Here is a 5,028-nt window from a genome sequence, read left to right as displayed (position 1 = left end):
GCCGCGCAGCTCGGGCTGCTCGCCGCCCGGCGCACCCCGGCGGACAGCGCTCCGGGCCCGGACGAGCGGCGGCTGCAGGCGGCCGAGGACGCGATCACGGCGGGCGAGGTCGACCTGGCGCGGGACATCGCGCGCGAGGTGCTGACCCGGGCGACCGTGCCCGCGCACCGGGTGCGGGCCTGGATCGTGGTGATCGACACCGCCGGGCACACCATGGCCGAGGTCGAGGCGGTCTTCCCGCAGGCGCTGGCCGACGCGGGCGACGACCCCCGGCTGCTGGCCCTGGTCCACTACCAGCTGGCCTGGCGGGCGCTGATCGTGGAGGGCGACTTCACCGACGCCAGGACCGCCGCCGCGCACGCCGCCGAGCTGGCCGCGCGCGGCGCCGACCGGCGCACCGAGCTGCTGGCGCTGGCCTTCCAGGCGCAGATCGAGACCCTGATGGGCCATCCGGAGGCGCCCCGCACCATCAAGCACGCCCTGACCGAGCCCCAGGACCCGGAGGTGGCCTGCCATCACAACGGCGCGGGCAGCACCCGGTTCCGCTGGCTGGTCATGGGCGACCGCCTCGCCGAGGCCCGTACGACGGTGACGGCGCTGCTGCGCGAGGTGCGCCGGCGCGGCTCGGTGGAGAGCGAGGTGCACTTCCTGCGCGGCCTGGCCGAGACCGAGCTGCGCGCCGGGCACTGCGGACGCGCCCTCGACGTGGCCCGGGACGCGCTGCGGCTGGCCCGCGACTCCGGGATCGGCGAGACCGCCACGGCGATGCTCGCCTCGCTGGCCGAGGCGTCCGGCGGTGATGTGGAGCGGGCGGTGGCGCTCGCCCGGGAGGCGGTGGAGCAGGCCGAGCGGGACGGCGACCAGATGTACCTCTCCCGGGCCCTGGGCGCTCTCGGATACGCCCAGTTGGTCGCGGGCGATCCGGCGGGCACCGTGCGCTCGCTGCGCCGGGTGCGCGCGCTGGAGCGGGACCTCGGCATCACCGACCCGGCGCGCGGCCGCTGGCAGGGCGACCTCGCGGAGGCACTGGTCCGCACCGGTGAACCCGACGAGGCGCAGGACGTCATCGACGCGAGCCGCGAACACGCCCTCAGGCTCGGCCGGGAGAGCGTCCTCGCGGTCCTGGACCGGGCGGAGGCCCAGGTCAGGGCGGCACGCGGGGACCACGAGGGCGCGGTGGCCCGGCTGACGTCGGCTCAGGACCGGCTGGCCAAGCTCGGCTACGGCCTGGAGGAGGCGCGAGCCGCGTTCGCACTGGCCCGGCTGCGCGCCCGGCGCCCGGAGGCCGGGCGCAGACGGCCGCAGGCGGCGTACGACGAGGCGACCCGGCTGTTCCGGCGGTGCCGGGCGCTGCCCTGGCTGCGCCAGGTGGAGGAGGCGCGCACCGCGCCGGAGCCGGAGCCCGCGCCCGGCGTGCCGGAGGCGCTGGACGCGCTCGCCGGACTGGCTTCGATGGAGCGTCAGGTGGCCGCGCTGGTCATGGAGGGCGCGACCAACCGGGAGATCGCCGCACGGCTGTTCGTGAGTGTGAAGACGGTGGAGGCGACGCTCACCAGGGTCTACCGAAAGCTGGGCATCAGGTCCCGGGTGGACATCGTCCGATTGGCCGCAGGTCGCCGCGCGAAGTGAGGGCACGCCCGGTTAACTGAGCCGGACCGAGGGTTTTCCCTCCCCTGTCCCCCTAGGGGGTTCCCTCATTGGGAGGCGGGAGTTCCGGGTCCTAGCGTAAAGGGCGTGCCGCTCGCCCGGGCACACGGGGTCGGTCCCTCCCGCTCTCGGCTCCGCTGGAGCAGGGGGTGCCCCAACCCCGTGCCACACCCCCACACCCGCGCGACCCCCACCGGCAACCCCCACTGAGGAGACTCATGTTCGGGCTCACTCGTGCCAGAAAGACCGCCGCGACCCTGGTGGCCACCGCCGCCGCGGCGGCCACCGCGCTGATCGCCTCCCCCGCGGCGAGCGCCGCGCCCCAGCCCATCGTGGGCGGCACGACCACCACCGCGTCGGCGTACCCGTACGTCATGCAGATCACGGACGCGTCGGGCAGTCAGTTCTGCGGTGGCACCCTGGTCGCCGCCAAGAAGGTCGTGACGGCCGCGCACTGCATGGTCGGCGAGTCGACGAGCAGCGTGCGCGTGGTCGGCGGGCGGACCTATCTGAACGGCACGGACGGCACGGTGAGCCGCGTCAGCAAGATCTGGATCAACCCGGACTACACCGACGCCACCAACGGCGACGACGTGGCCGTGCTGACCCTGTCGACGTCGATGCCGTACTCCCCGGTGTCGTACGTCTCCTCCTCCCAGACCAGCGTCTACGCGGCCGGCACCACGGCGCGGATTCTCGGCTGGGGTACCACCCGGGAGAACGGCAGCTCCTCCAACCAGCTGCGGACCGCGACCGTTCCGGTCGTGTCCGACTCCAGCTGCCGTTCCTCCTACGGCTCGGACTACGTCCAGTCCGACATGGTCTGCGCCGGACTCACCTCCGGTGGCGTGGACACCTGCCAGGGCGACAGCGGCGGTCCCCTGATCATCGGGGGCGTCCTGGCAGGGATCACTTCCTGGGGCGAGGGGTGCGCGGAGGCGGGTTACCCGGGTGTCTACACCCGGCTGACCACCTTCTCGAACCTGGTGACCGCTCAGGTCAACTCGTAACCCAGGGGACTTCCCGGGGGTTGCCCCGGGTGAGAAACCAGGGGGACGCTGCGAGCGACCACGAGCGGCCCGCAGCGTCCCCCTGTCCACTACGGGCATTCCCCTGGGGGATGCCCCGTACGGGCGCCCCGGAGCGCCCGCCGGACCCAGGCGTGTGTACGGCCCACCGAAGGTGGTGACCGGTGCCGCGGGACCACCCGGCGGACGCGCCGGGGCGCCGTCGGCCGTCCGGACGCTGCTCCGGGCAGGTGAGCGCGGGAGCGAACGGGCCGGTGGGCGCCGGTCATTCCCTACGATCGTGGCGTGCCTCTCTTCACGCTCGAACGCACGGTCCCCCTTCCCCTCGCGGAGGCGTGGCGCCGGCTCACCGACTGGCCCCGCCACGCCGACGTGGTGCCGCTGACCCGGGTCACGGTGGACACGCCCCCGCCGACCGGGGTGGGCACCCGCTTCGTCGCCCGTACGGGTGTCGGTCCGCTGACCTTCGACGACCCCATGGAAGTCACCGTATGGCGGCCCCCGGTGGACGACGAGCCCGGCCTGTGCCGACTGGAGAAGCGCGGCCGTGTGGTGCTGGGCTGGGCCGAGATCGAGGTGCGGCCGGGGCCGGGCGGGCGGACCCGGGTGGTGTGGCGCGAGGAGCTGCGGGTGAGTTTCCTGCCCCGGTCCTTCGACGGGGTGACGACGAGCGCGGCCCAGTCGATGTTCGGGCGCGCGGTGAACGGGCTGCTGCGGCGGGAGTGAGCCCGCCTCGGCCGAGGTGAACCCCGCCGAGCCGGGCCCGGTTCGGTCCTTTCAGTCCTTGCGGCCGGTCACGGCCACCGTCACGCCCAGGCCGATCATCGCGAGGCCGCCCGCGCCGCCGACGGCCGCGAGCCGCCGGGGCGAGCGGGCGAACCAGTCGCGGGCGGCGGAGGCGACGAGCCCCCAGACGCTGTCCGAGGCCAGGGCGATGACGTTGAACACCAGCCCGAGCAGCAGCATCTGGGCCGGGACGTGCCCCTGGCCGGGGTCGGCGAACTGGGGCAGTACGGCGGCGAAGAACACGATCGTCTTGGGGTTGGCCACGCCCACCGCGAACCCCTCCCCCAGTGTGCGCAGCGCGCCGTGCTCCGGCCCCGGTTCGGCGGCGGTGACCGCGTCCCGCAGCGAGCCGCGCCGCCGCCAGGCCATGACCCCGAGGTACACGAGGTAGGCGGCGCCCGCGAGTTTGAGCACCGTGAAGGCGAGCAGCGAGCGCTCCACCACCGAGCCGACGCCGAGGGCGACGGCGGCGACGAGCACATAGGCGCCGAGGGTGTTGCCCGCGACGGTGGTCAGCGCGGCCCGGCGGCCGTGCGCGAGGGCCCGGCCGACCACGAACAGCACGCTCGGGCCCGGCACCACGATGAGAACGAGGGAAAGGGCCGCGAACGCCAGCAGCCGGTCGGTGGAGACCATGCGCTCATGCAAGCACGGCGGCGGGGAGGGGCGGCAAGCGCTTTTCCGGGGGCCGACGCAGGGCCGGACCGGGGCCGAGCCGGGAGTCGCACAGGGTGTCGGCCCGGTACGCCGGGACTCGCGCCGCCGCCCCCGCGCGCTCAGGCCACCGACCCGAAGCGCCGCCCGGCCCGGTCGGGCACGTCGCGGTGGATCGGGGTGTGCGCCCCGGTGAGCGGCAGCCCGCTGCCGCCGCGCCGCCCGGCGACGATCTCGGCGGCGATGGACAGCGCGGTCTCCTCGGGGGTGCGGGCGCCGAGGTCGAGCCCGATCGGGGAGTGCAGGCGGGCGAGTTCCAGCTCGGTGACCCCGGCCTCGCGCAGCAGTTCCAGGCGGTCGAGGTGGGTGCGCCGGGAGCCCATCGCGCCGACGTAGGCGACGGGCAGGCGCAGGGCGTGGCGCAGCAGCGGCACGTCGAACTTGGAGTCGTGGGTGAGGACGCAGAGCACGGTGCGGGAGTCGGTCGCGGTGCGCTCCAGATAGCGGTGCGGCCAGTCGACCACGATCTCGTCGGCCTCCGGGAAGCGGGCCCGGGTGGTGAACACGGGGCGGGCGTCGCACACGGTGACGTGGTAGCCGAGGAAGGCGCCGACGCGGACCAGGGCGGCCGCGAAGTCGACGGCGCCGAAGACGATCATCCGGGGCGGGGGCACCGAGGACTCGACCAGGACGGTCACCGGGTCCCCGCAGCGCTCCCCGCGCTCGCCCGCCTCCACGGTGCCGGTGCGGCCCGCGTCCAGGAAGGCGGCGGCCTCGGCGGCGACGGTGCGGTCCAGTTCGGGGTGGGCGCCGAAGCCGCCGAGCAGGGTGCCGTCGGGGCGTACGAGCAGGGCGCGGCCCAGGAGTTCGGCCGGGCCGGACACGACCCGGGCGATCGCTGCCGTACGGCCCC

General features: G+C 75.0%; 5 protein-coding genes. 3 read left to right on the top strand and 2 right to left on the bottom strand.

Going from position 1 to position 5,028, the window contains the following annotated elements; genetic code table 11:
• The 3 genes from GTW40_RS02190 to GTW40_RS02180 form a co-directional block, all read left to right on the top strand.
• On the top strand, positions 1-1,629 hold a 1,629-nt coding region (locus GTW40_RS02190; RefSeq protein WP_237525290.1), incomplete at its 5' end, for a LuxR family transcriptional regulator.
• A 236-nt stretch (positions 1,630-1,865) separates the two neighbouring features.
• The gene (locus GTW40_RS02185) at positions 1,866-2,657 is read left to right on the top strand and encodes a serine protease (RefSeq protein WP_161178444.1); all 792 of its coding nucleotides are present in this window, start codon (positions 1,866-1,868) and stop codon (positions 2,655-2,657) included.
• 303 nt (positions 2,658-2,960) lie between these two features.
• Positions 2,961-3,401, top strand: coding sequence for an SRPBCC family protein (locus GTW40_RS02180; RefSeq protein ID WP_161178443.1), 441 nt, complete (start codon positions 2,961-2,963; stop codon positions 3,399-3,401).
• 51 nt (positions 3,402-3,452) lie between these two features.
• Here the strand turns inward: GTW40_RS02180 and GTW40_RS02175 are convergent, their stop codons facing one another.
• Positions 3,453-4,097 carry a LysE family translocator gene (locus GTW40_RS02175; RefSeq protein ID WP_161178442.1) on the bottom strand — a complete coding sequence of 215 codons (645 nt, stop codon included), beginning with the start codon at positions 4,095-4,097 and terminating at the stop codon, positions 3,453-3,455.
• Positions 4,098-4,237: 140 nt separating this feature from the next.
• Positions 4,238-5,028 (bottom strand): XdhC/CoxI family protein (locus GTW40_RS02170; protein ID WP_161178441.1); only part of this gene is annotated, 791 nt, incomplete at its 5' end.

Source organism: Streptomyces sp. SID4985, from assembly GCF_009863025.1.
Lineage (GTDB): Bacteria > Actinomycetota > Actinomycetes > Streptomycetales > Streptomycetaceae > Streptomyces.
This window is presented reverse-complemented; position numbering and strand designations above follow the sequence as displayed.

What these genes read in the sequence shown, in the direction of transcription:
- GTW40_RS02175 (WP_161178442.1), bottom strand. Translation starts at nt 4,097, where the DNA reads ATGGTCTCCACCGACCGGCTGCTGGCGTTCGCGGCCCTTTCCCTCGTT.
- GTW40_RS02185 (WP_161178444.1), top strand. Translation starts at nt 1,866, where the DNA reads ATGTTCGGGCTCACTCGTGCCAGAAAGACCGCCGCGACCCTGGTGGCC.